At 42.3% G+C, this 23,691-nt stretch carries 31 protein-coding genes; 4 read left to right on the top strand and 27 right to left on the bottom strand.

Features of this window, described 5'->3' with window-relative positions; all coding sequences use genetic code 11:
- Positions 1-95: 95 nt before the first annotated feature.
- The 10 genes from dprA to FB479_RS03000 all read right to left on the bottom strand — a co-directional run bounded on the left by dprA (position 96) and on the right by FB479_RS03000 (position 8,479).
- On the bottom strand, positions 96-1,214 hold the full coding sequence (gene dprA / locus FB479_RS03045; protein ID WP_142062339.1) for a DNA-processing protein DprA: 1,119 nt from the start codon (positions 1,212-1,214) through the stop codon (positions 96-98).
- A 134-nt stretch (positions 1,215-1,348) separates the two neighbouring features.
- Entirely contained in the window at positions 1,349-2,251 is a 903-nt protein-coding gene (sucD, locus tag FB479_RS03040; protein WP_015891769.1) for a succinate--CoA ligase subunit alpha, read from the bottom strand.
- Between the two features lie 44 nt (positions 2,252-2,295).
- Positions 2,296-3,456, bottom strand: coding sequence for an ADP-forming succinate--CoA ligase subunit beta (gene sucC / locus FB479_RS03035; protein WP_016743310.1), 1,161 nt, complete (start codon positions 3,454-3,456; stop codon positions 2,296-2,298).
- Positions 3,457-3,642: 186 nt separating this feature from the next.
- On the bottom strand, positions 3,643-4,698 hold the full coding sequence (locus tag FB479_RS03030) for a hypothetical protein (protein ID WP_142062336.1): 1,056 nt from the start codon (positions 4,696-4,698) through the stop codon (positions 3,643-3,645).
- Positions 4,699-4,734: 36 nt separating this feature from the next.
- Positions 4,735-5,628: an AlbA family DNA-binding domain-containing protein gene (locus tag FB479_RS03025; protein ID WP_142062333.1), complete on the bottom strand. Its 894-nt coding sequence runs from the start codon at positions 5,626-5,628 to the stop codon at positions 4,735-4,737.
- Positions 5,629-5,712: 84 nt separating this feature from the next.
- Entirely contained in the window at positions 5,713-6,051 is a 339-nt protein-coding gene (locus FB479_RS03020) for an SCP2 sterol-binding domain-containing protein (protein WP_106653442.1), read from the bottom strand.
- A gap of 71 nt (positions 6,052-6,122) precedes the next feature.
- Positions 6,123-6,437 (bottom strand): YbjQ family protein, encoded by a 315-nt coding sequence (locus tag FB479_RS03015; RefSeq protein WP_048033469.1) that lies wholly within the window; start codon positions 6,435-6,437, stop codon positions 6,123-6,125.
- 112 nt (positions 6,438-6,549) lie between these two features.
- Positions 6,550-7,374 (bottom strand): CBS domain-containing protein, encoded by an 825-nt coding sequence (locus FB479_RS03010; RefSeq protein ID WP_142062330.1) that lies wholly within the window; start codon positions 7,372-7,374, stop codon positions 6,550-6,552.
- On the bottom strand, positions 7,371-7,727 hold the full coding sequence (locus FB479_RS03005; RefSeq protein WP_048033471.1) for a hypothetical protein: 357 nt from the start codon (positions 7,725-7,727) through the stop codon (positions 7,371-7,373). Before FB479_RS03005 ends, FB479_RS03010 begins: the two co-directional genes overlap by 4 nt.
- A gap of 29 nt (positions 7,728-7,756) precedes the next feature.
- Entirely contained in the window at positions 7,757-8,479 is a 723-nt protein-coding gene (locus FB479_RS03000) for an EAL domain-containing protein (RefSeq protein ID WP_142062327.1), read from the bottom strand.
- A 589-nt stretch (positions 8,480-9,068) separates the two neighbouring features.
- Here FB479_RS03000 and FB479_RS02995 point away from each other — a divergent pair.
- The 3 genes from FB479_RS02995 (at position 9,069) to FB479_RS02980 (ending at position 10,320) form a co-directional block, all read left to right on the top strand.
- Positions 9,069-9,281: a protease inhibitor I42 family protein gene (locus FB479_RS02995; RefSeq protein WP_304488794.1), complete on the top strand. Its 213-nt coding sequence runs from the start codon at positions 9,069-9,071 to the stop codon at positions 9,279-9,281.
- 387 nt (positions 9,282-9,668) lie between these two features.
- The gene (locus tag FB479_RS02985; RefSeq protein WP_106653559.1) at positions 9,669-9,935 is read left to right on the top strand and encodes a CPCC family cysteine-rich protein; all 267 of its coding nucleotides are present in this window, start codon (positions 9,669-9,671) and stop codon (positions 9,933-9,935) included.
- A gap of 109 nt (positions 9,936-10,044) precedes the next feature.
- Positions 10,045-10,320: a hypothetical protein gene (locus FB479_RS02980; protein WP_142062324.1), complete on the top strand. Its 276-nt coding sequence runs from the start codon at positions 10,045-10,047 to the stop codon at positions 10,318-10,320.
- 167 nt (positions 10,321-10,487) lie between these two features.
- Here FB479_RS02980 and FB479_RS02975 read toward each other — a convergent pair whose 3' ends face one another.
- Positions 10,488-10,841 (bottom strand): magnesium chelatase subunit ChlI family protein, encoded by a 354-nt coding sequence (locus FB479_RS02975; protein ID WP_255438278.1) that lies wholly within the window; start codon positions 10,839-10,841, stop codon positions 10,488-10,490.
- A gap of 86 nt (positions 10,842-10,927) precedes the next feature.
- Between FB479_RS02975 and FB479_RS30820 the strand changes: the two genes are divergently transcribed.
- Positions 10,928-11,437: a helix-turn-helix domain-containing protein gene (locus tag FB479_RS30820; RefSeq protein WP_255438284.1), complete on the top strand. Its 510-nt coding sequence runs from the start codon at positions 10,928-10,930 to the stop codon at positions 11,435-11,437.
- A 203-nt stretch (positions 11,438-11,640) separates the two neighbouring features.
- On the opposite strand, the gene FB479_RS02965 is transcribed toward FB479_RS30820, so the two are convergent.
- From FB479_RS02965 to FB479_RS02905, 16 genes are all read right to left on the bottom strand, one after another.
- Entirely contained in the window at positions 11,641-12,201 is a 561-nt protein-coding gene (locus FB479_RS02965; protein WP_142062321.1) for a PsbP-related protein, read from the bottom strand.
- 74 nt (positions 12,202-12,275) lie between these two features.
- Positions 12,276-13,721: a hypothetical protein gene (locus FB479_RS02960; protein ID WP_142062318.1), complete on the bottom strand. Its 1,446-nt coding sequence runs from the start codon at positions 13,719-13,721 to the stop codon at positions 12,276-12,278.
- A 318-nt stretch (positions 13,722-14,039) separates the two neighbouring features.
- Positions 14,040-14,411, bottom strand: a complete 372-nt coding sequence (locus FB479_RS02955; RefSeq protein WP_142062315.1) for a YhjD family protein — start codon at positions 14,409-14,411, stop codon at positions 14,040-14,042.
- 6 nt (positions 14,412-14,417) lie between these two features.
- The gene (locus FB479_RS02950) at positions 14,418-14,687 is read right to left on the bottom strand and encodes a YolD-like family protein (RefSeq protein ID WP_142062311.1); all 270 of its coding nucleotides are present in this window, start codon (positions 14,685-14,687) and stop codon (positions 14,418-14,420) included.
- 238 nt (positions 14,688-14,925) lie between these two features.
- Positions 14,926-15,324 (bottom strand): (deoxy)nucleoside triphosphate pyrophosphohydrolase, encoded by a 399-nt coding sequence (locus FB479_RS02940; RefSeq protein WP_142062305.1) that lies wholly within the window; start codon positions 15,322-15,324, stop codon positions 14,926-14,928.
- Positions 15,311-16,153: an HNH endonuclease gene (locus FB479_RS02935; RefSeq protein WP_142062302.1), complete on the bottom strand. Its 843-nt coding sequence runs from the start codon at positions 16,151-16,153 to the stop codon at positions 15,311-15,313. Before FB479_RS02935 ends, FB479_RS02940 begins: the two co-directional genes overlap by 14 nt.
- A 222-nt stretch (positions 16,154-16,375) precedes the next feature.
- Positions 16,376-16,774: a hypothetical protein gene (locus FB479_RS02930; protein WP_142062300.1), complete on the bottom strand. Its 399-nt coding sequence runs from the start codon at positions 16,772-16,774 to the stop codon at positions 16,376-16,378.
- A gap of 86 nt (positions 16,775-16,860) precedes the next feature.
- A complete protein-coding gene (locus FB479_RS02925) occupies positions 16,861-17,487 on the bottom strand; it encodes a hypothetical protein (protein WP_142062297.1) in 627 nt (208 codons plus the stop codon).
- A gap of 337 nt (positions 17,488-17,824) precedes the next feature.
- Positions 17,825-17,998: a hypothetical protein gene (locus tag FB479_RS30350; protein WP_185746321.1), complete on the bottom strand. Its 174-nt coding sequence runs from the start codon at positions 17,996-17,998 to the stop codon at positions 17,825-17,827.
- Positions 17,995-18,813 (bottom strand): N-acetylmuramoyl-L-alanine amidase, encoded by an 819-nt coding sequence (locus tag FB479_RS02920; protein WP_142062294.1) that lies wholly within the window; start codon positions 18,811-18,813, stop codon positions 17,995-17,997. Before FB479_RS02920 ends, FB479_RS30350 begins: the two co-directional genes overlap by 4 nt.
- A gap of 2 nt (positions 18,814-18,815) precedes the next feature.
- The gene (locus FB479_RS02915; protein ID WP_142062291.1) at positions 18,816-19,274 is read right to left on the bottom strand and encodes a phage holin family protein; all 459 of its coding nucleotides are present in this window, start codon (positions 19,272-19,274) and stop codon (positions 18,816-18,818) included.
- Positions 19,275-19,346: 72 nt separating this feature from the next.
- A complete protein-coding gene (locus tag FB479_RS30345; RefSeq protein ID WP_164724554.1) occupies positions 19,347-19,523 on the bottom strand; it encodes a hypothetical protein in 177 nt (58 codons plus the stop codon).
- A 118-nt stretch (positions 19,524-19,641) separates the two neighbouring features.
- Positions 19,642-19,794: a CD1375 family protein gene (locus FB479_RS30340; protein WP_185746320.1), complete on the bottom strand. Its 153-nt coding sequence runs from the start codon at positions 19,792-19,794 to the stop codon at positions 19,642-19,644.
- Positions 19,791-19,955, bottom strand: a complete 165-nt coding sequence (locus tag FB479_RS30335) for a hypothetical protein (protein WP_185746319.1) — start codon at positions 19,953-19,955, stop codon at positions 19,791-19,793. Before FB479_RS30335 ends, FB479_RS30340 begins: the two co-directional genes overlap by 4 nt.
- Before the next feature lie 14 nt (positions 19,956-19,969).
- The gene (locus FB479_RS02910; protein ID WP_142062288.1) at positions 19,970-23,320 is read right to left on the bottom strand and encodes a glycoside hydrolase family 78 protein; all 3,351 of its coding nucleotides are present in this window, start codon (positions 23,318-23,320) and stop codon (positions 19,970-19,972) included.
- A gap of 15 nt (positions 23,321-23,335) precedes the next feature.
- Positions 23,336-23,689, bottom strand: coding sequence for a hypothetical protein (locus FB479_RS02905; RefSeq protein WP_142062285.1), 354 nt, complete (start codon positions 23,687-23,689; stop codon positions 23,336-23,338).
- Positions 23,690-23,691: the final 2 nt, after the last annotated feature.

Raw genomic sequence — 23,691 nt, 5'->3', positions numbered from 1 at the left:
CCTTTTAGTAAGGAATCTTCCCTATTATTAAATACCCTCATCCGGTTTGTCAAACACTTGTGCCTCTAGGCGTTGCCAAAAAGCTAGCGGATATGCTATCGCCGTGCAAAATAACCGCCAGGAAGTGCCACAATAGCCCCTTTTGCTTCCAAACGAATGACCAGCTGATGCAGCATCCTGCGTTGGTCTTTTTCTAAACTGCTCATTAACTCATCCAGATGAATACCATCATATGTTAGGGCTTCCACAATCGCTTTTTCTTCATTAGATAAGGGAACAACATCGTTTGCCTTTCTTTTTTCGACCTGCTGCATCTGCTCAGTTTCTGGAAGATGATGCTTGATTTCCTCCCAGATATCGTTACTGCACGTTACTAGCTTTGCACCTTGTTTGATCAAGTTATGCGGTCCCGCACTCATCAATGAAAAAATTGGACCAGGAATTGCAAAAACTTCTTTGCCCTGCTCAAGTGCACAGTCTGCCGTAATCAAAGATCCGCTTTTTTCTGCTGCTTCTACCACTAATACACCGATAGATAGTCCACTTATGATACGATTTCGCTCTGGAAACAATCCAGAAACAGGTGGAATATGAGGTGGATATTCGCTGAGGAGTAGGCCAAAAGATTCAATTTCACGATAAAGTTCTCGATGCCGAGAAGGATAAACGTGATTCATACCGCAACCGAGCACACCAATGGTCTTGCCCCCTGCTTTCAACGTAGCTTGGTGGGCTTCCGCATCAATTCCATACGCGACCCCTGAGACAATAACAAGACCTGCTTGTACCAGCTCTCGGACAAAAAAGCTACAGCTCGCTCTTCCATATGGTGTCGGTTTGCGCGAACCAACGACGCCAATCGACAATTTTTCCAATAATGTGTGATCGCCACGGTAAAACAACGTCAACGGAGAATCGGGGATATTGCGGAGCGAAACAGGATATGTATTGTCAAAAGGACATAAGAAGCGCGTTCGCTCTTCTTCACGCTTTTCCAATAGTGCTATAGCTGAAGCTTCATTGCTTTGTTTGTCAACCTGCCTAGTAATCAAGGAAGTCAATCTGAGCTGGCGTGCCAGTTCATGCCAATTTTCGATGGCAACCTGAAAAGAACCTGTGGTTTCAAAAATTTCTCGGATTTTCTTTCTTCCCAACCCCGATATCATCGTTAATACATACAGCCAGTCTCTCTCGTCGAGCTTCGCCTTTTCCAATCCAAAATCCTCCTTCATCCCGATCACAATTGTCACAGCGGACGGTTTTGAAAGCTATTCTATCGAAAGAAAGAGGCTGCTTCAAAAATAAAAAAGTGGACAAGCCTAAGGCTGTCCACTTCTTTCTTATCTGCTTACTTGCCCATTACTTTCTCGAGCATACCGCGCTCTTTCAGCAATTCAACAAGTGTTTCACCGATAACTGCAGGTGTTTTCGCTACGCGAATACCGCATTCTTCGAGCTTCGCGATTTTCTCAGCAGCTGTACCTTTACCGCCAGAGATGATCGCACCAGCGTGGCCCATACGTTTTCCTTCAGGAGCAGTTTGTCCCCCGATGAAGCCTACAACTGGTTTTTTCATGTTAGCAGCGATCCACTCTGCTGCTTCTTCTTCCGCAGTACCACCGATTTCACCCAGCATGATAACTGCTTCTGTGTCTGGATCTTCGTTGAACATTTTCAGTACGTCGATGAACTCCATACCTTTTACTGGGTCTCCACCGATACCTACAGCTGTGGATTGACCAAGGCCGCGAGTAGAAGTTTGGTGAACTGCTTCATAAGTCAAGGTACCGGAGCGAGATACGATACCCACTTTACCTGGAACGTGGATGTAACCAGGCATGATACCGATTTTGCACTCACCTGGAGTAATTACGCCAGGGCAGTTAGGACCTACGAGAAGGGTTTTCTTGCCTTCCATGTAGCGCTTAACTTTCACCATGTCCAGAACTGGGATACCTTCAGTGATGCAGATTACCAGATCCAGTTCAGCATCAACTGCTTCCATGATCGCGTCAGCAGCGAAAGGAGGAGCAACGTAGATAACGGATGCAGTTGCACCAGTTGCTTCAACCGCTTCTTTTACTGTGTTGAAAATTGGAATACCGTCAACTTCGGTTCCACCTTTACCAGGTGTTACACCGCCCACCATTTGTGTACCGTATTCAACGGCTCCGCGAGTGTGGAACAGACCAGTTGCACCCGTAATCCCTTGCGTAATTACTTTTGTATTTTTATTAACGAGAATACTCATCGCGTAATTTTCCCACCTTTTTTTACGTATCTACTCGAAATAGCTTACTTCACCAAGGATACGATTTTCTCAGCGCCATCCGCCATAGATTCTGCAGCTACAATGTTCAAACCGGACTCATTGAGGATTTTCTTACCCAAATCTACGTTTGTACCTTCGAGACGTACAACGAGAGGTTTGTCCAATTTGATTTGTTTTGCTGCATTCACTACGCCGTTTGCGATAACGTCGCATTTCATGATGCCGCCGAAGATGTTGACGAAAATACCTTTTACTTTTTCGTCACGGAGAATAATTTTAAACGCTTCCGTTACTTTCTCTTCAGTAGCTCCGCCACCAACGTCAAGGAAGTTAGCTGGGTCTCCACCGTAGAATTTCACGATATCCATTGTTGCCATCGCCAGACCTGCACCATTTACCATGCAACCGATGTTACCATCAAGTGCGATGTAGGACAGATCGAACTTGGAAGCTTCGATTTCTTTCTCATCTTCTTCATCCAGGTCGCGCAGAGCTACGATGTCAGGGTGACGATAGAGAGCGTTGCTGTCGAAGTTCAGTTTCGCATCCAGTGCCATTACTTCACCGTCGCCAGTTACAACCAGTGGGTTGATTTCAGCGATAGAAGCATCTTTATCAACAAAAGCTTGGTACAAGCTCATCATGAACTTGGCAGCTTTGTTAATCAATTCTTTTGGAATGTTGATTGCGTAAGCCAGGCGACGAGCTTGGAAGCCATTCAGACCTGTTACTGGATCAACTACTTCTTTGAAGATTTTTTCTGGAGTGTTTGCTGCTACTTCCTCGATGTCCATACCGCCCTCTTCGGAAGCCATCATTACAACGCTTCCAGTAGCACGGTCAACAACTACACCCACGTAGTATTCTTTCTTGATGTCGCAGCCTTGCTCAATCAGAAGGCGCTTAACTTCTTTACCTTCTGGACCTGTTTGATGAGTAACCAGTACTTTGCCAAGAATTTCGCTGGCATATGTACGAACTTCATCAAGATTTTTTGCAACCTTTACCCCGCCAGCCTTACCACGGCCACCAGCGTGAATTTGCGCTTTTACTACGTTTACTTGGGTGCCCAGTTCTTTCGCTGCTTCAACAGCTTCTTCCACTGTGAAAGCTACGCGTCCTTCAGGAACTTTTACACCGTACTGCTTAAGTATCTCTTTACCTTGATACTCATGAATGTTCATTCTCCATCCTCCTATGGCAGATAAAGATCGGCAGGCTTTTAGACCGGTTCAAAGACGTCTGTCTTTTTCCGGTCATAACCTCCACTATCAGTGCAACGTAACTATTCTACGACAAAAACTGCAAAAGTGGTAGTAATATGTTCTTTTTATCGTGACCAGAAGTGCGAAACTTCATGAGGAAATCCCTCATTTTCGTAGAGATTGAAACAATTTCCACTCGTTTTCAGCGAGTTCATCGTGAATATACCAAGTTTGGTCATACTTAAAGTATCGTGGATAAAGTTCAATTTTCTGCTCTGTATCATTCACAAAAAAATGCAGTTCGTATTGTTTTGAGCCCGGATTTTTCGGTGGAACATTTAGTGGATCTGCATTTTTTAGCAATCGGACAGCTTGATGGGCAATTCCTTGTTCGATCGTCGTTTGGGTGACATCCAACTCTGAGTCTTGGACGTTCATTTCGCCATTAGCTGCGATGCGAATCCTTGTAGATTTAAATAACTGGTCGATCCTGTCTTCCTTATGATTGCTTGGCGGCATCCATTCCGTTAACCGCGAAAAGAGGCTACCCTCTACGTGAAAGAAAAACGTTTCTCTCCCAAAGGGAACCGCAATCAGCGTCGGCGTCAAAATGGCCACTTCTACCGGCTTGTCAGCAGAATTCATTCTCATCCGATAGTTCGGATAGAGTGGATATTGCTTGCTACGACTGTCCGCCTCCGGGACTGCCGATCCCATTACTTTCCTGATGTATTCTGCTTCTGCTTCGTTCAGCACGCGCGCCTGACCAAGGTCCTCTGCCGCCAACCGCACGCTTTGAATTTTTTGTGAGAGCACTCCTTTGCCAGTTAACTTGTTTACCCACTGATAAAAAAAGCTGGCACCCGCTCCACGATACGTGTGTCCGCCAAATTCACTTGCCGACTCTCCCACCGTCACGACAAGTGGAGCCTGCTGTGTCCGGTACAAGACAAGCGTAAAACGTACATCCTCTTGCTTTAACGGCTCGGATGATATTTGTAAATCTTGTCCCTGTCCGGACAATTCTTGCAAAAACAAGCGCATGTCCAATAATACTTCTTGTCCATCCGTTGACATCACCGTTACTTTTTCAACCGCACCTAGCTCTGTCTCGATATGATCTTTCATGTCTTCAGAAACCTTGCCTGGCTGTGCACAACCAGAGACGAACAAGCTACTCACCATCATAACCAGTAGACAAGTACGTAAAGACGATATCACGCAGTAACCCTCCTCGTATGTTCCTGTAAGATAACGCTACAGAAGTCCCAATCGACGGCTGATCTCACTGCCAAGCTTTCGTTTCACGTAAATTTCACCAATTTGGTGCGGATCTTTCACGACAACGGAGCGATTGTTCGTACGAATAACCACATATTTTTCATTGTTTTTGTCCAAACCACAAATCAAATCAGACGAGGCTTCTACAAAAATAGCTACAACCGTTTTCCCATCTATTTTTTTCAACGAAATTTTTGGAAATGGGGTCACAAACGGTGACGTCTTATCTTGGATGTATTGCGTAATGGCAAGAATGTATTTGTCCGGGTCTCCATACTGCTCGATCTCATGGTCAATCCCGCACACTGTCCCCTCATCTGTGATACCTAAAAATAAATTCCCGTTGTTTGAATTCGCAAACGCCACAATAGACTTAATAATTCCCGTCTTCGAATAAAGAAAGTCGCGTTTGAATTCAATCATGTCGTTTTCACCAAGTTTTGTTGCGGTTACGGGATCATCAATTCGGCCTAAATAGCGAAAGCGACTGATGGCGCCTAAGCGATAGACATATTCTTCAAATATATCAGCAGGCAGAGAAAGGTCTTCTATGCTTGCATCTGTGTTTTGCCACAATTTATATGTTTGTGGAGCAAAGCACATGTCAAACAATACGTTTCCACCGAGCGAGCGTATGTTCATACCGATGGAAGCAGGCATGACCTTCCCCGGCTGATAAGGGGCATCTGTTTCTACTTCCAATACTCCTGAATGAATTAAATAATCGAAATAATGACGCGGTAATTGTACATGATGCTTTAATAACTGACGTTCTGGCTTGGGTCGTCTGATTTCTTGATAAAAATCAAAATGCACAGATTGTTCTTCCAGTTGGCTTACCATCGCAATCAGTGAACAAATATGGCGCATGTTTCCCCTCGTTTTGTGTTAGAGTAGGTGTCATTGTTTGGTCATATTTTAACGTAACCTTTTCCGAATTGACTAGTTTTTTCGTTATTTTTGTGATTGATAGTGATGCAAGATTGTTTGCAATTTAAACGAAAGTCCCATTTCTCCGCTAATTTTCAGCTTACCTGTTACAAAAGCAACGGTAGGATTCAAGCGTCCCTCTACGAGCTTAATAAAATCTTTGTCAGATAACTCCAGCTTGCAGCCTGCTTCCCTTGTCACACCCATCTTGTAGTCCGCTTGATTATCAGCAAACACAACCTCGTAGGTGCCCCCCTCTTCTCCACTTAGGACAAAATGGTAAACCGCATGTAATCCAGCGATTCCTTGTGGCTGAGCGTTTATTCTATTCGATAAATCCTGAAGAGTGTTTTGTACCTGCATGCTCACTTCTCCTTGCTTGCTATGTATGAGGGCCGCTTTCGGTAAAAAAAGAAAGCCGGGTGTTTACCGGCTTACTTCACACGGACTGCTGTGCCTGTGGCAATAACCATCATCATACCTTCTCGCAATGTTTCGAAGTCGAGATCAACCCCAATTACTGCGTTTGCACCTAATACTCGTGCTTTTTCTTTCATTTCACGCAAGGCCAGTTCACGACCTTCTGAGAGCTTGCTCTCATACGAGCCACTTCTGCCTCCGATGATGTCCGTAATCCCTGCGAGAAAGTCACGGACTACGTTTGCGCCCATGATTACCTCTCCGCTGACGATATCCAGATACTCTTCCACTTCTTTTCCTTGGATCATGCTGGTTGTAGTTACGATCATGTCATTGCCTCCTCATTTCGATCTATTCACAATATGTATTACGTACCATAAAATAATCGGTTGCAAAGAAAGATCTAAACCTGTCCAAAAGTGTATGCGCATTGCCAGCAAACTATACTTTTCCTATCCCACTAGTGGAAGAAAGTGTTTTGGATAACTTGGCAGCTGAGGAGCCTAAACTTGCTTCAGCGATTAATTCCCGCCATGATCTAGCGAAGAAGTCTGGTGTTTGGTACCCGTTCACATGACCAACCGCTGCAGATACAAAGATATCCAGAACGTTTGTTGGACGTGTAATGAGCGTAATGTACTCCTGAATTTGTTCATCGGAAATCGTAGAGATCAAAACAAACTCGTCCCCTGCATAACGACATAAATAATCCCCCTGATCTTCAGCCAAAGAAGAGAGGACCGAAGAATAGGTGCGAATGACATCATCCCCGAATGGATGACCATGCAGCTTATTAATTCGGCCAAAGTCGTTCAAATCGATAAAAAGCAAATGGAAAGGTTTTCGCTCCTTTAAAAAATTTTCCCCAATAAACTGGATGTATGGAGCGCGATACAAACCCGATAATGGGTCTCGATATTCTGCTATTTTCATCTCTACGATTTCTTTCGTGATGAATCCGATCACTTGATCTTCTTGTTTGACCAAAGCAAGCCCATTTTGTTCTTGATGAAGCGCGTGATAGGCCTCCCAAACGTTGTGATTGGCTGACAGATAGAACGGCTGACTACTCATGGCATCGGCAACGATTCGATTAGGATGAGCTGACAGAACGTCTCTCGTCGTAACCATTCCTAGTACCTCTCCGTGATCCATGACAACTAACGAATCAACATGAGATTCGTTCATTCGCTCCGCCGCATAAGAGACACTTTTGTCAGAGGTGATGGTACAAATCGTCGTCGTCATGATGTCGGAGATGTTCATAAAAGATCCACCTCTCGTTGAACAGACAATGCTATTTTTAACTCAGATCGCAGAACCATAGAGTCGCTAATCATACGCTCTGCCTCTTCCAGAATGATTTTCATCAATAATTTTTCATCAATCATTTGCAAAAGGGTATTCCTTAACAAAACCGCCTCAATCTTTGGATGATCCATTTTCAGTAATGTAAACTGCTCTGGTGAAAGTGCATCCGCCATTCTCCTTACAGCCTCAGGACCAATTGGTGCTTTCCGTCCGATGATCAACAGATCCTGCATCGGAGGGACTTCAAACTCGGATATTTTTAAGGAAAGCGTTGCCTTCCGAGAATATACGTTGTTATCACTAGCCATAAAAATTCCTCCAATTCTGCATTGTCCTCTTATTCGTCCGGCAAGCTGCCTGGTTTACCAAACAAGTATCCCTGGCCGATTGCAACGCCCAAAAAAGAAGCGCAAGCAAAATCTTCTTCTTCTTCAACTCCTTCGAGAATGAGTTGAGGTGCATCTTTGCAAAAATCGACAAACAATTTTACAGTCTTTTGCTTTTCTAATGAACTCGAGAGCTCTTGCGAAAAAAAGCGATCAATCTTGATGTAATCTGGCGAAATATCTTCAATTTTACTGAATATGTTCGCGCCATCTCCGACATCATCCAGTGCAATTAGAAACCCCATCTTTTTCAATTCAGCTATGCGTCGTGTAAAAATGGGTTCGCTCCAGCATTCTCCTTCCATAATCGATTCGTTGATCTCCAAAACGATTTGGGTTAAAAAGGGACGGAAGGAACGAGCGATCTTTTGAATGAAGCCAGGAAATGTGTCTTCTATTATGGTAGAAGGAAAAATATTCACAAATAAAAGCTCGTTTTTGTGTTCAAGCGACGAATGAAAAAAAGTCGAGAGTGCATGATGCAGGGAATGGATGTCGAGTTCTGGCAGCATTTTGTTTTCCTTCGCCAAAGAAAACAATGCCTCTGGATGGATCCCCGCTTTACTGCGAAGTAATACTTCATACCCTATCCTACTTTTCTCAGGAAGTTGACATATAGGCTGAAATGCGTGGTAGTACTCTTTTTTCTTAAATAATTCTGCAATGCTCTCCATCAATTTTCCTTTCCCTTTCCTAGCAAGTATGAACACAAAGAAAAAGCTTCTTCCATGCGCGAGATATTCTGCGCCATGGAAGTGCTGGGAAATGTACCTACATGCACGAGCAAAAGAAATTCTACTCACTCTGGATATTTCTAGCCATAACAATAACTAGGTAATAAAGATTACAAATAACAGCAGACATTTCGACAATATATGTCTTTGTCCCTACTTATTCGCCAACATCTTGCATATTCCTTTCCAGATCATACTAATTGTTTCAAATTAATTAGGAACATTGTCCGTATAATGGCTATTTTCTATCATAATCATTTCGCTAAATGATAGATGTATCAAGCAATTCCACAACTTGTAAACGAATTGGATCACATGAAATGAATGAAAATAAAATTTTAACTGCTTGTTTTGTCGTTAGCAGCTATCAAACTTTTTTCATATGGTATGGAAAATGGATATCCACTTCATCCAAAAGGAGGAAGGAAGGCCAGTGGTCAAGACCTCAACGTATACACTACAAGTGCAGGAAGGCCACTTGTTCACAATTACGCTAGTGGCAAATCCCTCAAGCGGCTACTAATGGGACTTGTCTAATCCAGTGGATACTCGCTTTTTATCGTTGCTTGCGAATCATTTTGTTCCTCCATCATCACCGGCTCGTATTGGGCAAGAAGGGCATCAGGTGATGTCTTTCCAGGCTTTGCGGCGAGGAATGACGTCGATTTCTTTGAAGTATTGGCGGCCTTGGGATAGTGGGGATTGCGGGGAGTTTGTGTTTTATGTGGTTACGGTTGTATAGGGTTATGTGTAGAAAATCCCCATTGCTCGGTAGTGAAGTGCTTAGTCTGTATGTGGTGCGTTCATTTACGAGGCACATGCAGACTAACTGAGCGCATATTGATAATCACCCAGGCATATATGGTATAATTTGGATGAGGTGATTAATATGGGTTTCATTATTTTTACTGCGATATACCTTAATCCTATTCTGGCTATTTTGTTCTTTGTTAACTTTACATTTATTATGAAGAAAATTGTCAACAATAAGGATTATAGGCGAAATGCAGTCTTTGGATCGTTGCTGATTGTATGGATCTTTTTTTCTTATGGATTGCTCATTATGGCAAGATAGTTTATTCACTGTTGGGAAAATTATCTCTTGGATTTAGGAAGTGAGCAAAATCAAATGAATGCAAAATTTACTTGTCCATGTTGCGGTTATAAAACGCTCTGTCATGACGGAGAATTCGATATCTGTCCAATTTGTTTCTGGGAGGATGATCCCTTTCAATTTATGGAACCAGATTCAGATAGGGGCGCAAACAAAGTATCCCTACGAAAGGCACAGGGAAACTTTATTCGTTTTGGAGCCTGCGACGATCACGGCAGACCATTTGTTAGAAAGCCTACATACGATGATGAAAAAGATAAAAAGTGGATGCCACTGACTTGAGACTAAATGTAATGATGTGAGTGATAACTACGCGCTATTCTGTTTTCTTAACCAAAAATGTTGAGGATTTCTACTTTTCACAAAATCGGATACTTTGGAGCTGAGAGTATTGTTCAAACGCTATACAAATAAATACGCTCGTTGGATTCGGATTCTCGCGTTTATTATTAGTATAGTTGGTTTTATCGTTGGGTTATTTATTTGGTTCGACGATCTTAATGATAATTTTCTCCATTTTCTAACCAGTGTGTTTTATTCCGTCATTCCTTCTATATTCTTGCTTGGATTTGCTGAAGGAATTGAAATCTTGTACCGTATTCATTTACGATTAGAATTTACTGCTAAGGATAAGCCATTGTTTGATGAAACTAGTGAGTCTGAATGAGGTTAACATTTACATCTATAGCGCATAAAAAATGAAAATAATTGGTTCTTCCTCATCGCATCTATGTTCTTTCTTTCTACACTAGCAAGGATGTTAAATGTTCATACCTTTGAGGTATTGGCACTGAGACGTTTAAACTTATCGGTTTTTTTGTATAACTAGCACTCTTAAAAAAGTAGCCCTCGATCCAAAGCTCTGTAGCGAATCGCTTCTGCTACATGTGCAGCATCTACACGGGAAGCGCCATCTAAATCTGCAATCGTTCTCGCCACTTTCACAATTCTATCGTAGGCTCTTGCACTCAAACCTAATGTCTCGAAGGCAAGCTGCAGCATCTCTTGTCCTTCCTTATCCAGCTGAGCAAATTGTCGCAGTTCTTCGCCATTCATCACGCTGTTAAAAGGACATCCCGGACGGTAGTGGTATCTTGCGCATTGAACAGCCCTCGCTTGTTCTACTCGTTGTTGAATGTCTTTCGAGGACTCCTCTGCTTTTCTGTTGTGAAGAAGTTGAACTGGCACTCGCGGCACCTCGATGTGCAGGTCGATGCGGTCTAGCAGGGGACCCGAGAGCTTTGACCGGTATTTGTAGATTTGTTGGGGAGAGCATGAGCAGGTTTGCTTCTCTCGAGTACCGTAGAATCCGCAAGGACAAGGTTGAAGATAATACCCTTGGAATAACATACAAAAAGGAAACACCCTTTTCTCCATTTATAGACATGATAGATGATAGTCCTGGTGGCCGTCTTAGAGCAGCACGTACAGCAAAACAGATGTACTTGGTTGATCTTGCCGCTGCCACAGGATTGTGTACAAGAACAATTGGATTAGCAGAAGCTAATAAATTGAAAGTATCGCCTCCTAGTCTAAGACGACTTTCCAAAGTGCTTGGTGTCTCAGTTGCTTTTCTCGGTTGTTTTGAGAAACTGCCGGAATCAACTTTAGGGGAACGCATAGTAAAAGCACGTTTATTTCATGGGTATACAAAGAGGGAATTCGCTAAGCTTTTAGAGGTACATGAACGTACACTGTTCGACTGGGAACATGATCGCAAGACTCCACCCGATAATTACTTAAATAAAATCGCTCCTATTTTAGATCTATTAATGAAGGAATAAAAAATCAAAGTGCCCTTCTCTTATCCGAAGGGCTCTTTTGTTTGATGAAAGAAAGCAGCACGCTACCCTTTTTATGACAGGGTGAGGTTCCCAATGATATCATTACCGACGACTTTACTTAACATATCTCGAAGGGTCTAAAGAAAATACCTATTCAAATTTGGGAGAAACATATTTTTACTACCTGATGGATTAAAAATATTTCAATTGATGATGTTAAAAGAATTTATTATTTTATCCGTTGTTGCGGAATATTTGTCAAGCTCTCCATCTAAGCAGGTAAATCCTAGTACATATCCCATATTGCCTTTAAATACAACAGTCATTTGATGCGATAAATCTACATTATCTCGCTTTTCTCTTAAAAGGATCTGAAGAGCTGGAAGCTCATTTATTGTTAAGTCGGAAGTATTAAGAACTTCAATACCAGGTGTCTGCTTCTTAATAGTCTCAATCATTCCATCTCTATAGTTTTCCATAGGAGATGTAGCTTCCTCTGGCAATGTAAACGCCTTTACGGTTATATTTTCTGTATAAACGTCTTGTTCACTCTCTTTTGGCGAGTTAAACAGAACATTTACATTTTTCCGCGTTGTGTCAACAGTCCAGTCTTTTGGATATGAAATAGTAAATTTATTATTTTTATCTTCATATTTCAATAATTCATTCGTCTCTTCTGCTATTTTCGTTTGAGAGCAGCCTAGCAGTAAACTCACCACTAATAAACTTTGAATTATGATTCTGAGATGACGTGGTATACCCATAATATTCCTCCAACTAGTCAACTTTCGTTATTATAACCTACTGTAAAAACAGAAGGTGCTACTATTTTTTAATATTATCTTAATGTTCCACCTTGAGTTCTTAAATTGTTAGCCTTTTCACGTGCTTCGTCCTGAATCCTTTTTCTATCTTTTTCATCCCTTATATTTCCAGCTGCATTGTATCTTGCTTTCTCTTTTCTGATTTGATCATTCAACTCTTTAACTCGATCTATGCTCGTTTCTTTACTTATGTTCCCACCATTCTTCCGAGCATCTCTGGCATCTTTTTCTGCTTTCTTTCTTTCAGCTTCATCACCTCTACGATTAGCGTCTTCCCATTTTTCCTTTGCTTTTAGTATTTTGTCATTTTGATCGGCTACATTCTTCATAGCCTTATCAATTGCTTGCTTTTCTTTGTCTGAAAAATCACTGTAACGTTTTTTATTACCGCGCTCAATATACTCATTAATTTTATTACCTGATTGTTTTACCCGTTCAATCTCTTTTTCGGCCTTCTCGCCTAATGTTTGTTTTACCCGTTCAATCTCTTTTTCGGCCTTCTCGCCTAATGTTGATGATAATCCAATCTTCGAATCTGTAGTTGCAACTAGATAACTTGTAGTAAGTCCTAATACAAATACTTGAGATTTAGAGTGTTGCGGTGCATATTGCGAAAATGCCGATGATGCTGTAGCAGCTGCCAATAATCGAGTTGAGACTAATTCAGTTAATATTGCCCCTGAACTAGCCTCTATAAACGACTGTCTGAGAGTTTTGGTACTTCCAAAGTTCGTGCTCCCATTGGATAGTTTTGCGGACCCATCGTAATAAACATCGGCAGTTGATACACCTACTCCAATAATTTTCGATATTGGTCCTGGAAGGGACGAATTACCTAATAAGGCTTGTCCACCAGTTTCAACTGAGGTAGTTACCACTGTTCCAGCAGTAGTGCTAATTGCAGCTTCACTGCCTGCCTCACCCCACGTCTTTCCATTTTTATTCGGAATTGGTGGACCATGCATTACTCCTGTGTTATTTGATGTTTGAGCTTGTTTAGGCAACATACCTGCTAAATTTCTTGCCGCTTCACTAATGTCAACTCTATCTACACTAGTTTTTTGTACGGATGTCTTTGCTGCGTTGGTATTACTTTGTTGGGTACTATTAGTCTTCGGTGGAATTGGTGGACCATGCATAGCTCCCGTGTTATTTGATGTTTTGGTACTACTAGTCTTCGGTGGAATCGGTGGGCCATGCATTACTCCTGTGTTATTTGATATTTGAGCTTGTTTAGGCACCGTAGCTGCTAAATTTCTTGCGGCTTGACTAATGTCAACTTTATCTACACTAGCTTTTTGTACGGATGTCTTTGCTGCGTTGGTATTACTTTGTTGGGTACTACTAGCAGTTTTGGATACTTTTTTTGCTGCTGCTGCAGCTTTGACCTCTAAAGCTTCGCGACGTGCTAATCTTGCATCTCTTCTGTCTTCATTACGTTCGCTACGAGATAACCCCATAAATGTCCCTCCAAATACTTACAATTTAGCTTCATCATATTACTACCAATCTTATATCTTGATAAAGTTTAATGTTTCGACATTATTTCACTTAATTCGACAAAACATTTTCGGTTCTAATGGATTTCATATGATATTTACTCACCTTCATCTTTCGACAAAACATTTCCAACTAAGTTATAAATTACGAAAACTATGTGACAAATAAAGTTTGTGAGCAATCATTTGAAGTAATAGAGCATAGTAAATAAAGTAACAAAAATAACCCACTCGTTATCACTTGGCGGGTTTTTTGCTACTTTAATCCATTGGTACATATTATACATGCCCGTTCGCTTGCTGCTTGGCGTCGTATAGGTAATTATTAAGCCGCACCTGACATTCAGCTTTTAAGTGATGTACATTATAAATGCATTCTTCCTGTCGGCCACGTACAGTCACAAGAACAAAGTATAATAAACCATCAGTCGTTTTCTGAACGTGAATTTTTCCGCCCAGTTCCCCAAACTGGCTGCGATATTCGTAATGCTTCCTTTCTGCCCACATTGAAATGGTATCCAACACCGGACGGTATGACATTTTTAGTTGATCTTGATTTAGCTTTTGTGCATCCATCGCTAGTGCCTTAAACAGCAAGCCATACAGGATCGATTCATGTAGGATTTCTCGCCATTGGTCAGGTTGAATCATTGTTAATTACACCCGCTCAACTTGAAGTAAATTATCGATAGGAATCCACCAGCAGCCATCGTCCCGTATAAGTTTGATTTTCCGTTCATCACGGTCGATGTTCTTGACTACTCCCCATTCCCTACGAATACATTTCTCATACCAACTGACGGCGATCGCAAAATCTTTGCTTACTGAGTCATAGATAATGACATACATTTCAGCCATCAAATCTGCATCAATCGGTAGCAACGGAGTCACCACATGCTCATAGTGATGTTCATACAATAAGGTCATTTGAAGTCTCCTCCACCAATCCAGCATCGATTAGATCCTGAAGAATGTCGGGGGCGTATCCTGGACATGATCCAGAACGGATTTTACTCATTACGACAAGATGACTGTTGGATAACACAGGCACAGCTTGGAGTTTGCCATCTATAACGGTGTTGATCATCTCCATGTTAATCACCCTTTCGCGAACGTTTGTTCTTATTTTATGACGGGTGATGAAAAAAGAAAAGCCCCACTTTTTTTAGTGGAGCAGTAGCTGTTTCAATTTATCTACTGTTGGAATATCCGCTGGTGCCCAGGTTAATTGATCTAGATCTAATACAGAAACCCAAGCAATCTTCTCATGTTCAAGAGCTTTAGGGTCCCCATTCAATACTGTCGATAAAAAGGTTCTTAAGTGGACAGTAGCGGTATCATATTCAAAAACCGTCTCTTCGATCATTTCGCCTACTTTTATTTCACATGATAACTCTTCTTTAATTTCTCTATACAACGCTTTTTTGGGATCTTCACCTTGCTCAATCTTTCCCCCGGGAAACTCCCAGAAGCCGGCTAGATTCATATTTTGAGATCGTAGCGCGCATAAAATTTGTTTGCTTTCATTCACTATAACAGCCCCTACGACTTCAATTTGTTTCATAACTGATTTCCTCCAAAGCCTTTCTCTTAAGCTTTTCTACATCATTGGCTAGATCTAGGATATGCATCTTCTTATGACAATTGGGACAAAGAGCAACTGTATTACCTGTGCTATCTTCCCCGCCTCTTGCTAGCCATTCAACATGATGTGTTTCAAGATAAGGTTCTCCGTGTTTATTATGAAAGGGTGCAGGGTTTTCACATAGTTGACAGATACCCTCGGCTCGTCTCTTTGCAAACTCAGCAACATAAGGATCACGATCGTATGTAGTTACAGTACCACTTCTCTTCGAGGATGTCTTTCTCGCATTTTTCGCTCTTTTCTCGAGATCATTAAAAGACATACGCCGAGCTTTTTTTTCATGAACTTCATGGGCATGTCTAATAGTTTCCTCAGATGGCTTAAAATTTTTGCCCGTACCAATCAATGTCACGGGAAAAACCCATACCTTGCGAATCTTTCCGTCATCATCTGGTTGTTTCTCTTGATAAGGGTCACCTGCTAACTGAACCCGTCCTCGAAAGGTGTACTCTTTCTCTTTAAACACTTCGAATAGGTAAACTTCAACCCCATTATTATTCGACTCATTTAGGGTTTTATTTTGGGTATGTGTTATGCTTTGATCTCCTCGCCTGCCCGTTCCCGTATAGTGCAGTACGTCATTTATCCATCGATCATCATAGAGGGATTCAACGTGATTAGAGACTATAATTAATGAGTTCGTCTTTAGTGCTCTTCTCATTCCACCTTGTGTAGAGCATTTAAATATTTCACTTAATACGTCATTATTTATTACGTCTCCAGGATTTAGTCGGTGCCAATTTGTCATATTTGTTCCACCTCAAGGCTACAATGGTTTTCACTGAAATCAGAGCATTTCCAATTCAACATGTATGTTTCGAATTATACCAACCAAAATTACACATTTTTGAAAATTATAGCACCTCAAATAAAAATTAAAAACCCTCCCTGGATTTCTCCAAAGGAGGGCCTATACATGAGTAATATCCAAAGCAAACAATAAGCTGAGTCGTTTAAGTATATAAAGCCATTATAGTTTGATTTTCCCGGTTTCCTTCAGTAATTTAACTAAAAGAACAAGGGAATAAGTAATTATTAGCATCGAACTGCCCAATCCCGTTAGGCTGCTATAAATTAGCTCGTCTACTCTTGTTTCCATTTCTAATGAAGATTCTAAACTAGTTGACCACCAACCAGCTATAATGATTTGAACAAAAGTATTGATGATCAGTATTGAGATTTTTCGTTGTAAAGATAAGAAAACTATAAATAGTGAAAACAATACGCCAGAATACTGTATAAACCTAATAAACTCCCCATCATCAAGTACTACCGGAATATCTGCGCCCATAAGCAAATCAAGAAAAAGTTGAATACTACTTCCAATTAATAGCACAATGAATAGTAACCATTTAAGAAAAGCCGGCATAGTTTCCCTCCTTTATAGCTATAACTCTTTCGTTCTACAAATAAAAATAGAAAAGAGATTCCGCTTTAAACATGTTTCTTCTATCATTAATTTACTAGATCTATCGCCTCTTTTACTGTATCTTGAACCCAATTAGGTAGGTCAGCCATTTCATCCCATAATTCTCTATTTTCATCTTTGCCCTTTTCCCCCATGTCTATTGTTTTTGTACGTTTAATGATTGAATCTAATCCTTCAGAGATTGAATCTGGAATTAAAAAATCAACTTTCTTAAGTGCTTTTGCTATTTCTCCTGGATAGATATGACCGATTATTTCCCAAGTTAGAGAGTCAGATGATATATCCAATCGCTTACCGTATTCCGCCCTATAATCGCTTCTAATTTGATCTGCGATTTTCTCAGCATTATTTATATCTTCACTAATAGCATTTCTAAGGTCCTTATCATTATCTAAATGTATCACGCGTTTTTCCATTGTCCATGTAATTAAATTATCTCCTATTTTAAGTGTTCCAGGCTCACGTTTACTTGAACGAGCTGCAAAAAGTTGTTGTGCCTCAGAAGATATTTGGACTTTGTCAGCGTCAGTTTCATTGTTTTTTAAACCTTGGGTTACTGTTTCTTTTGGTTGAGCCACAGCAGCATTTTTAGCTGTATACATTCCTTGAATGTTTTTTGATGAAAAGCCACTTTGAGACACACTAATAGACATTTAATTTACTACCCCTTCACAATTTATGTTTTTAATCCCACAAATTACACTTTGAAGATTATATGGGATTTATTGCTAATTTTACAACGATTTCATTTATATGTAAATTATTTTTTCTGATTAAAAATACTTACTTAGACAACTTCAATGTTGCTTGAAATGGATTATACATATGTATGCAAAGTAGACCCTCTAGTAAATTACGCTTAGAGAGGGTCTGTGCAATATTTAGCTTGATATAACTTCAGCATCATTCAAAGAGACGTATGGTAAGCTTCTTTTAGCACCTGCACTTGCTAGCAATAAGACGCTTAGAATGCTTCGCCTTTTACGTCTTTTATTCAGTATTGTCTTGTATTTTCCATGTACGTTCGCGCACATAGCGATACATCAGCGATACCAACCATGACCATGTCTGTTTTCCGCCAACCAATGCAAATCCGTTTCTTATCCGCGCTGGCAATAGTTTATAACGATCAACCAGCTCCTTCTCCTTGGTGAAAAGCGTCATTTAGAAACACTTCCTTTCAATCCAACGGTTCTAGTTGCTTGATCCCATTCAACTTGTAAGCCAAGCGCTGTAGCCAGCTCACGAGCAGGAGCATAAGCAGATCCTGCTATGATCTTCTCGTTAAGGTCTTTTCCGTTCACACGAACGTCCTTCTTCTGTTCAATCCACTCCACTTTTCCACCTGCAGCATTGGCTACCGCTCTGACAGGTAGCATGGACACGCCATCCTTTAGGAAACCAGTCACTGATAACAGCGAGCCATTCAGGCTGATTGCAACCGGGACTTGCTGTGGCTTGTCCACTTTACCCACAGCCTTTTGAAAGAACTGTGCGTAATTTGTTCGGAATGTGGTCATTGGGAATGCGGGGCAGTTTTTCCACGCGTAGCCGGGGTACTCCTGGTGACCAAACACCTGCTTCATTGTAGGAATCTGTACCTGCAGGTGCTGGATCAGGCGATTCGCCGCATCGAGCTGTGCTGCGGTTGGTTGCTGTGTCCGGAAATCACCTACAAGGCAAATCCCTAGCGCATGACGGTTGCTGTTGCCAACATGGTAGGAAATTGCCTCTGGATCGTTGCACCAATAGATTACGCCGTCTTTTTGAATCACAAAATGATAGGCAATGCCCGGCCATCCGTTAGTGCCTACATGATAGCCTGCGAACGCTTCTGGAGATCCACTTTTTGTAGCTGAATGGTGGAGGGCTGCCGATCTTATGTCAGTCTGCTTGCGACGCCCATACTTTAGCGTTTTGTGGCGTGGCAAAGAGGATCGAACGTCTACAACGCGCGCGCCTGGAATAGTCATATTCATCGTTATTTTGTCTCCTTTCGTGCAGCACGCTCTGCTTTTTCTTTGATCTCTGATCCGACCAATTTTTCAACCGACCTTGGCATAGGCCAGCCTGCGCGATGTGCATTGGCTGTCAGGCTTGTCCACGTGTGGTAAATGAGACCGAACGTTACTCCGTAAAACAAAAAGCCTGGCGTGCCCATGACGCGATCTAAGAGATTCGCTAAGGCTGGTAGAGCAAAGAGGAACATTGTGCGTGGGATTCTGGACAACCCATAATCAGATGAGTAGGATTGATCTTTTTTTGCTGCGGAAATGCCTGTGATCCAATCCAAGACAATCATGAAAAAGAGCACAATCAGGATGTCTTGGCGGTTCGTTCCATATAGATAATGAAAAATGGGCGACACGATTGCACCCGCTGTTGTCGCCCAAGCGTTTGCTGGGGTTGCTACGTTTTCTAGGCTTTGAAGAAATTTCATCAGCTCATCTTCTCCTCACCCCCACGGGGCAAAAATTAAAGGAGCCGCGTTAGCAGCTCCCCTATGAAATCCTTATTTTGTTGAACCTTCTTGTTCAAGTTTCTCGATTCGTTTCTCTAGTTCGCTCATTTTTTTCTTGAACCATGTTCGTATGAGAAGATAAGTGACTACACTCACTGGCAGCCATACGAAAATGATTAACCAAAGAAAACTTCCCCAGTCCCATGTGAATCCAATATCACCATTCATGTAATGTCCTCCCCTGATTCATTCTTAAAAGATAAGACGCTCTGGGTTCCGGGAAAGTCTCAAGGGAGAAGGAGCAGCTCCCCATAAAAAAACACCTTCGCTCTTTTGAGAGAAGGCGTTAAGTTGTTTGTACAGTAGCCAAGTGTTCAGCTACAGGTAAGCGGTAGGGTTCCGGAATTACTTTTTCTGCTTCCGTCCCAGTCGGTTCTAGTGACCAGCCGCATTTTACTAAGTAGGCATAAACCGGAATCATATATTTTACCACCATCATTTATCACCCCCTTTTAATGTTTGAACTTCTTTTTGCAATACCTCGACAGTCTTATGTAATGCAGCTATCGCTTCATAAGCCGACTGGAGCTCTATATTTACCTTTGCTTGCTCATTTGTACGTAGTTGAGCCAAATCGGTTTGTTTTAAGTGTCTGCCCATGGCTTAGCACCTTCCTATTCGTAACTGATCCCGAAACCGTCAATTTCTATCGCACCTAGCCGTTCTTTTGCATCTACCATAATCTTTAGCGCCAAGCCCCAGTCAGGTGCGGTTTTAATCAGGTTCTTGTATCTGAAATAGTCTCCAGATAAAAAGACGTCCGTTACATCCTCCCAGGTCGGGTTTGCGTCGTTTGCATTATTTGAAGATTGGACAGTTAAGACGGCTGGAGCCTTTGTGTCCAAGATTTCGAAGAAGTCCAGGGCGCAGCTCATCCCTAGTGCTGCGGGGTCTGCTTTTTCATTTCGATTGACGATTTTAATTTTGTGCGGCCCATAGGGTAGTTTAGTGTTTTCATAAACGACTTGCTGCTTGGTATTGCCTACGTACCCTTCAGGTACATACTGACTGACGCTTTTAACCAACACATTGTCTATATAAACATCTACCAGCCCGTACCAAGGGCTTAACCAACTGCCAAAGCGAATGCCTGTACCGATAAAAGACAGCTCGGCCCAGGCCCCGGCTACCCCTGCTACGTATGCAATTGTTCCCTGGCTGCTTCCAGCGTCTACATAGTTAATGTTGTTCCAGGCAAGCCCGCCGCTACTGTACGTAATTCTTGAATCGGTGTTTTCTATCCGTTTCACTGCTGGTACGTGAATAGGTAGCGTCGCAAATTTTGAAAATACGCTTCGATCTACAGGGGCCGTCGTCTTGATCGGTTTTGTTTGTAATGCCAGAGTTGTTCCGCAGCGTATACTCGTTTTTCGTAGGATGGTCTGTGTATCATCGACATACGGGTAACGCAGGGCCAGCAGTTCGCCACTCCATGACGGATCAACACTAATCAGCTCATATTCAGCCTTCGAGATTTCATACACCCTTACCTGGTCAAAGTAGGCGTACTGACCTGCTTCGGTCGGTGTAAAACCTAAATCCAGATTGCCAGGATAGTCGGTCGTAGGTGCGGTTTTACACCAGTAGAAATTAAATTTCGTTTTGTCATAGATTTGCCAGCTAGCACTATATGTAGGCCCGCTCGGTATAATACGCGCCCCATTTTCCGCGTTTCCATTTTTAATAAAACCTAGAATTACGTAATACTTGCCCGCTTCCCATCCTCCTACGTCCTTATAAGCTGCGGCTACATTTTTATTGGTAGCCGTTACCTTAATACTGGCATTACCATCTACTTTGTTTGTCGTATCCGTTGTAACGGTGCAATTGTACGCGCCCCAATCGGCTGCATTCTCACATTTCCCACTTGTCCCCAATCGGTTTGTAAGCGTCTGCTGATCTGTCCATTCTGACAGTGTACCCGTTAGGCCATCCTTCGCAGCCATTCGCCAGTAGTAAGCCTTTCCTTCGGTAAGCGGTTCTCCGTAGTAAGCGTCTACCCCTATGGTATAGCGAACTTTGTTATACTTCTTCACCCCATCTATTGATACCGTTACATCGTCAATGTATGCCGTCATATTCGGTGTACCATCTACAAAAACCCGTACCAGTAAAGTCTTAGTGTTTGCTGGTATCGTTATGCTGGCGTCTGAAATTTTCGTAAAGCCGGTCGTAATACCTTCAGCGACGATACCGGATGTATCTATCAAATTCTTACCATTCGCGTCATACGCCACTAAATCGACGTTCAGCCTTCCAGCTGTGTAGTTCGTGATATTAACGTAAGCGTCTAGAGTTACCTTATCCCCTGGTTTCCAGCCCTTTAATTCCTGCTGTACGCCGATATTGTTTCCGCTGGCTGCAACAATTCGTAGTGAGTAGTTTCCGTTACGCTTTTGTTCGTGCGCATTGTTGATTTTGTCGCCCGTACCCAGCGGCCCTACGTCCCATTTCCAAATTCCTCCGAGAACTCCTTCGAAACCGTAGTCCCTTACTAGCTGCGCAGGCCGGATTTTGCCGCCAGGTTGAAAAGCGTCCCATACGGTGCCGTCGAAGGCTTCCCAGCCCTCTATCCTAAAGTCGCTTCTGAAATCCAAAAGGTTCTCGGTAAACGCATTGTTAGTCGCCAACTGCAAAATGAATGCCTGGGCGTCGTTTTCTACGTCGTCATTTATTGTTGCTTCGAAAACGGGTCGCTTCCCCACCCGCAGCGTGTCTGGGATATGGTCGGGTATGGGTTTGGCTGGAGGTACGTTGATAACGAAATACTGCCCTTTCGAAAATCCACTAACCATACTAGTCGAATCTCTAACTTGTACCTCCCAGTAGTACGTTACTCCTGCTGCAAGTACACCAACTGGTACGTCATAATACGTATTCGTAGAAATGATAAGTCCGCTTTCGTGAGCAATACCGTCATCAGACGCTCTTTTTATCCTTACCTGAAAGGAGTTTTGCACATGATTTTCAGTGTCTGCATATGACCATTGTACGCGTGGCGTTTGGCTTATCATTAAGGGTAAGGCACCTGTCCCTAACGGGCTCTTAGGAGTTACCGTTGGTGCTTTTGTTGTTTTAAAGTATTGACGAGTAGAATAAGGGCTTGCGGCGTCGTGGTTGTCCCATACGATGACTTCCCAACCGTATACTTTGTCAGGCTGCAAAGCGGTTACCCCGCTGGATGGATACGTAAAGATCATGCTACCTGTGGCTACTTTACCACTGTCATAAATAAGTGTTGCCCCGTCGTATATTTTCAGTTGTCGCGCCTTCTGACTGTTCCCAACGTCTGGGTCAGAAAATGACCAGTTCAGTGTAGGTGTCAACGTGGCTAGTACTGCTGGAGCAGCAAGAGTCCCCGTTGGGTTCATTGAGGGCACGTGTGGGGCTGCATTCACTGGTGCAAGCATAAGAGCCATAATCGCAGAATAGGTCCCCCCGCCATGTGATAACGCTGGAGGCTGGGCCAACTGAGTCGAAATATTGTCCAAGTAACCAACAGAAGCTGACCCATTCGTCATCCAAGTATAATTGGGCGGATTTGAAGGTGGAGTATAGCGGTTTACCAGCAGAACGCCCATACCAGGTGTTGAATACCCTGTTGGAATAGACTGGGCGGGTGAACCAGTCGCGTAACCTGTACTATCCCAGTCCACAATTTGGGCATTTCTGAATACTACTGTAATCTGGCCAGACTGACTGTTTCCGCCCACCGAAATGTTTGCTGTTACGTCATTATCTACGGTATATATTCTGGCACAAACTGAATCGGGTGTACCGCCAGCAGTGTTGTACGCGTGGGTATGTTTCTGGGTCATACTTCCTGCGCTTAGTGTAGCGGTTACGTCTACTCCGCTGCTCCCAGAAGTAGCAAAGGTAACTACTACGTCACCCTTTTTCAAAACAGCGTTTGATATCACCGTCCCAACTCCCAGGGCTTCGTAGGCTTTTGTAATAATTGACAAGATTATTCCTCCCTTCTATGCCAGATACACTTTCTTATTCGTGCTGTCATGCTTTGTAGCCCCGTTCAATAGGGTGACATCTTCTATATCAATAAATGATTCAATATAAATATTGTTTGTCAAACCGTTTAAAATTGCCCCTTTTAAGGTCTCCAACTCAAGAGTTATTTCCAAAATGTTTTTTTCATTAATACCTGCCCTCCAATGGAGATAAGCTATTTCTGACCTTGCTACAGTATCAAATTGCTCTATTTTAGAATCTATTTGATCAAGTTTTGAATCTATTTGATCAAAGTTTTCGTTAATTATTTTAGCCCCTGTCAAAAGACTGTCAGGGGCGCTTGGATCGATAGATATACGATTCTTCATCT

The sequence above is a fragment of the Brevibacillus sp. AG162 genome (assembly GCF_006715575.1).
GTDB classification, from domain to species: domain Bacteria; phylum Bacillota; class Bacilli; order Brevibacillales; family Brevibacillaceae; genus Brevibacillus; species Brevibacillus brevis.
This window is presented reverse-complemented; position numbering and strand designations above follow the sequence as displayed.

Excerpts from the sequence above, each read along its gene's own strand:
- sucD (WP_015891769.1), bottom strand. The coding sequence starts at position 2,251 with ATGAGTATTCTCGTTAATAAAAATACAAAAGTAATTACGCAAGGGATT.
- sucC (WP_016743310.1), bottom strand. The coding sequence starts at position 3,456 with ATGAACATTCATGAGTATCAAGGTAAAGAGATACTTAAGCAGTACGGT.
- FB479_RS03025 (WP_142062333.1), bottom strand. The coding sequence starts at position 5,628 with ATGCGCCATATTTGTTCACTGATTGCGATGGTAAGCCAACTGGAAGAA.
- FB479_RS03020 (WP_106653442.1), bottom strand. The coding sequence starts at position 6,051 with ATGCAGGTACAAAACACTCTTCAGGATTTATCGAATAGAATAAACGCT.
- FB479_RS03015 (WP_048033469.1), bottom strand. The coding sequence starts at position 6,437 with ATGATCGTAACTACAACCAGCATGATCCAAGGAAAAGAAGTGGAAGAG.
- FB479_RS03010 (WP_142062330.1), bottom strand. The coding sequence starts at position 7,374 with ATGAACATCTCCGACATCATGACGACGACGATTTGTACCATCACCTCT.
- FB479_RS03005 (WP_048033471.1), bottom strand. The coding sequence starts at position 7,727 with ATGGCTAGTGATAACAACGTATATTCTCGGAAGGCAACGCTTTCCTTA.
- FB479_RS03000 (WP_142062327.1), bottom strand. The coding sequence starts at position 8,479 with ATGGAGAGCATTGCAGAATTATTTAAGAAAAAAGAGTACTACCACGCA.
- FB479_RS02985 (WP_106653559.1), top strand. The coding sequence starts at position 9,669 with ATGAATGCAAAATTTACTTGTCCATGTTGCGGTTATAAAACGCTCTGT.
- FB479_RS30820 (WP_255438284.1), top strand. The coding sequence starts at position 10,928 with ATGAGCAGGTTTGCTTCTCTCGAGTACCGTAGAATCCGCAAGGACAAG.
- FB479_RS02965 (WP_142062321.1), bottom strand. The coding sequence starts at position 12,201 with ATGGGTATACCACGTCATCTCAGAATCATAATTCAAAGTTTATTAGTG.
- FB479_RS02960 (WP_142062318.1), bottom strand. The coding sequence starts at position 13,721 with ATGGGGTTATCTCGTAGCGAACGTAATGAAGACAGAAGAGATGCAAGA.
- FB479_RS02955 (WP_142062315.1), bottom strand. The coding sequence starts at position 14,411 with ATGATTCAACCTGACCAATGGCGAGAAATCCTACATGAATCGATCCTG.
- FB479_RS02950 (WP_142062311.1), bottom strand. The coding sequence starts at position 14,687 with ATGACCTTATTGTATGAACATCACTATGAGCATGTGGTGACTCCGTTG.
- FB479_RS02940 (WP_142062305.1), bottom strand. The coding sequence starts at position 15,324 with ATGAAACAAATTGAAGTCGTAGGGGCTGTTATAGTGAATGAAAGCAAA.
- FB479_RS02935 (WP_142062302.1), bottom strand. The coding sequence starts at position 16,153 with ATGACAAATTGGCACCGACTAAATCCTGGAGACGTAATAAATAATGAC.
- FB479_RS02930 (WP_142062300.1), bottom strand. The coding sequence starts at position 16,774 with ATGCCGGCTTTTCTTAAATGGTTACTATTCATTGTGCTATTAATTGGA.
- FB479_RS02925 (WP_142062297.1), bottom strand. The coding sequence starts at position 17,487 with ATGTCTATTAGTGTGTCTCAAAGTGGCTTTTCATCAAAAAACATTCAA.
- FB479_RS30350 (WP_185746321.1), bottom strand. The coding sequence starts at position 17,998 with ATGACGCTTTTCACCAAGGAGAAGGAGCTGGTTGATCGTTATAAACTA.
- FB479_RS02920 (WP_142062294.1), bottom strand. The coding sequence starts at position 18,813 with ATGAATATGACTATTCCAGGCGCGCGCGTTGTAGACGTTCGATCCTCT.
- FB479_RS02915 (WP_142062291.1), bottom strand. The coding sequence starts at position 19,274 with ATGAAATTTCTTCAAAGCCTAGAAAACGTAGCAACCCCAGCAAACGCT.
- FB479_RS30345 (WP_164724554.1), bottom strand. The coding sequence starts at position 19,523 with ATGAATGGTGATATTGGATTCACATGGGACTGGGGAAGTTTTCTTTGG.
- FB479_RS30340 (WP_185746320.1), bottom strand. The coding sequence starts at position 19,794 with ATGATGGTGGTAAAATATATGATTCCGGTTTATGCCTACTTAGTAAAA.
- FB479_RS30335 (WP_185746319.1), bottom strand. The coding sequence starts at position 19,955 with ATGGGCAGACACTTAAAACAAACCGATTTGGCTCAACTACGTACAAAT.
- FB479_RS02905 (WP_142062285.1), bottom strand. The coding sequence starts at position 23,689 with ATGAAGAATCGTATATCTATCGATCCAAGCGCCCCTGACAGTCTTTTG.